Below are 2,854 nucleotides of genomic sequence, written 5' to 3'. Positions count from 1 at the left end.
GGGCGGCAGCGCCGCTACCTGCGCCAGTCCAGCCAGTCGCGCATCAGCCGGTGGGCGATGGCGCCGGGCGGCGGCGCCGAGGCCTTGTCCTCTCCCAGCACATTGGCCAGCATCGCCTCGGTCTCGGCCCGGTCGAACCAGCGGCAATCCTCGAGCTCGGCCGTGTCGCGGGCGATCGTCAGGCTCCTGGCTTCCGCATAGACGCCGATCATCAGCGAATGCGGCATCGGCCAGGGCTGGCTGGCGTGGTAGCGCACCCGGCCGACGGTGATGCCAGATTCCTCGAGCGTCTCGCGCCGTACGGCGTCCTCCATCGTCTCCCCCGGTTCGATGAAGCCGGCCAGGCACGAGAACATGCCCGGCGGGAAATGCGGGCTGCGGCCGAGCAGGCAGCGGTCGCCGACCTCGTCCACGGTCAGCATGATGGCGACGGGGTCGGTGCGTGGAAACACCACATGCGGGCAGGCGGTGCAGCGCCGTCGGTAGCCGCCCGCTTCGGGCGCCATCGCCGCGCCGCAGGCGCCGCAGAACCGGTTGGCGAGCGCCCAAGTGACCAGGCTGGTGCCCTGCGCAAAGGCGCCGAGCGTTTCCTCGTCCAACAGCGCCTGGCGGTAGACCGAGCGGCTGTCGATGGCCTTGAAGGGGGTGGGCAGGTCCTCGGCGGCAACCCCCACCGGAAGGGCGATGCGGGCCGCATTGTTGGCGTCCCAGCCGATCAGCACGGCGTCGGCGTGCTGCGGCTGCATCGCGGCGATGTCGTCCGCCTCAAGCAGGCCCTGCGGCGCCGCGCCGTCGACCCGCATCGCCAGCCGGCCCTGGGTGATGGCGAAATAGCGCGTCGCCTTGTCCTTGAGCGCGTCGCCGAGCTCGCTTTCGGTGCGGTGCTCGGACCGGCGATCGAGCCGGTTGCCCGAAAAAGCGACCAGACGGCTGGCCTCGCCATGAGGGGCGTCATGGTCAAACAGGGAGAGTGTCATGGATCAGAGGGCCTCGAGAAGTCTTTCGGTGAAGTCGGTTCGGGCATCCCGGTTCCAGGGACTGGCCTGTCCGTGGCCCCAGACCGGTCCCGGCCAGGCGGGGTCGCCGTCGTTGCGGGCGATGAGGTGGAGATGGAACTGGCGCACCTGGTTGCCCAGCGCGCCCATGTTTATCTTGAGACAGCCCGTCGCCTGCTTGAGCGCCTTGGCGGCGATCGCGGTTTCGAAGGTCAGCATGGTCTGGTCGAGCGGGGTCATGTCGAAGATTTCCGATATGCCGCTGCGCTGCGGCACCAGCAGCACCCAGGGCCAGCGGCCGTCCTCCATCAGCCGGAGCTGGCACAGGCCCAGCTTCATCAGCAGCGTGGAATCGCGCTCAAGACGCGGATCAAGAACAAAATCAGACATGGCAGGACCGTGGGGCAAGGCTGAGACGCGGGTTCGACGGCCAACTCTAGCAGTTTTTTTCGGCCTTGGCTTGCTTTTGCCGGTGCGATTGACGATATGTGCAGTCGGGAGGTTGGTGGTGGACGAGCCACTCGCCAACCGGGTCAGGTCCGGAAGGAAGCAGCCCTAACGAGCCCGGCACGGGTCACCGTGCCAGCCTCCCACCCTTTCGCCCGCGCCCGTCATGGCAGGCCTGTCATTGACGGGTTCCAGCCGGGGTGCGAAATTGGTGCGGATGGCGTCGGGCCAGCGCAAGGGCGGCACGGGAACATCATGGAACACTCATCCGGCACGAACACAGCGGCATCGGGGTCAGGCACCGAGGCGCAGGCGGCGTACCGGGTTCTGGCGCGGAAATACCGTCCAAAGGATTTCACCGATCTCATCGGCCAGGAGCCGATGGTGCGCACGCTCACCAACGCCTTTTCCACCGGCCGCATCGCCCAGGCCTGGATGCTGACCGGCGTCCGCGGCGTCGGCAAGACCACCACGGCGCGCATTCTCGCCCGCGCCCTCAATTACAAGACCGACAAGATCGACCGGCCGACCATCGATCTCACGGCGCCGGGCGAGCATTGCCAGGCGATCATGGAAGGCCGCCATGTCGACGTGATCGAGATGGACGCCGCCTCCCACACCGGCATCGACGACATCCGCGAGATCATCGAGCAGGTGCGCTACCGCCCGGTGTCGGCGCGCTACAAGGTCTACATCATCGACGAAGTGCACATGCTCTCCAACCAGGCCTTCAACGGCCTGCTCAAGACGCTGGAAGAGCCGCCGGCGCATGTGAAGTTCATCTTCGCCACCACCGAGATCCGCAAGGTGCCGATCACGGTGCTGTCGCGCTGCCAGCGCTTTGACCTGCGCCGCATCGATTCGGGCCTGCTCGTCACCCATTTCCGCAATGTCTCCGCCCAGGAAGGCATTTCGATCGACGACGAATCGCTCGCCATGATCGCCCGCGCCGCCGAAGGCTCGGTGCGCGACGGGCTGTCGCTGCTCGACCAGGCGATCGCCCATGGCGGCGGCGCCGTCGACGCCGAGGCCGTGCGCTCGATGCTGGGCCTGGCCGACCGGTCGCGCATCGTCGGCCTGTTCGGCGCGCTGATGGGCGGCGATGTCGCTGCGGCACTCGCCAATTTCCGCGACCAGTACGATTCGGGCGCGAGCCCGGCGGTGATCCTCACCGATCTGGCCGATTTCACCCATCTCGTCACCCGGCTCAAATTCGTGCCGGAGGCTGCCGAGGATCCGTCGCTGACCCAGACCGAGCGCGAGAGCGGCGCCGACTATGCCGGCAAGCTGTCGACCGTCGTTCTCTCGCGCGTCTGGCAGATGCTGCTCAAGGGCATCACCGAGACCGACACCTCGAGCCGGCCCGCCGCCGCCGCCGAGATGGCGCTGATACGGATCGCCCATGCGGCCAG

3 protein-coding genes and 1 other RNA gene are annotated in these 2,854 nt (G+C 67.6%); 2 read left to right on the top strand and 2 right to left on the bottom strand.

Features of this window, described 5'->3' with window-relative positions:
* Positions 1–14 precede the first annotated feature (14 nt).
* Both nudC and LL06_RS13925 read right to left on the bottom strand, forming a co-directional pair.
* Positions 15–977: an NAD(+) diphosphatase gene (nudC, locus tag LL06_RS13930; RefSeq protein WP_035527896.1), complete on the bottom strand. Its 963-nt coding sequence runs from the start codon at positions 975–977 to the stop codon at positions 15–17.
* Positions 978–980: 3 nt separating this feature from the next.
* A complete protein-coding gene (locus LL06_RS13925) occupies positions 981–1,385 on the bottom strand; it encodes an HIT family protein (RefSeq protein ID WP_035527892.1) in 405 nt (134 codons plus the stop codon).
* A 107-nt stretch (positions 1,386–1,492) separates the two neighbouring features.
* Between LL06_RS13925 and ffs the strand changes: the two genes are divergently transcribed.
* An RNA gene (gene ffs, locus LL06_RS26880) (signal recognition particle sRNA small type) lies at positions 1,493–1,589 on the top strand.
* Between the two features lie 108 nt (positions 1,590–1,697).
* Positions 1,698–2,854 (top strand): DNA polymerase III subunit gamma/tau (locus LL06_RS13920; protein WP_035527889.1); only part of this gene is annotated, 1,157 nt, incomplete at its 3' end.

Origin of the sequence: Hoeflea sp. BAL378, from assembly GCF_000759435.1 — a bacterium.
GTDB lineage: Bacteria > Pseudomonadota > Alphaproteobacteria > Rhizobiales > Rhizobiaceae > Hoeflea.
This window is presented reverse-complemented; position numbering and strand designations above follow the sequence as displayed.

What these genes read in the sequence shown, in the direction of transcription:
- nudC (WP_035527896.1), bottom strand. Translation starts at nt 977, where the DNA reads ATGACACTCTCCCTGTTTGACCATGACGCCCCTCATGGCGAGGCCAGC.
- LL06_RS13925 (WP_035527892.1), bottom strand. Translation starts at nt 1,385, where the DNA reads ATGTCTGATTTTGTTCTTGATCCGCGTCTTGAGCGCGATTCCACGCTG.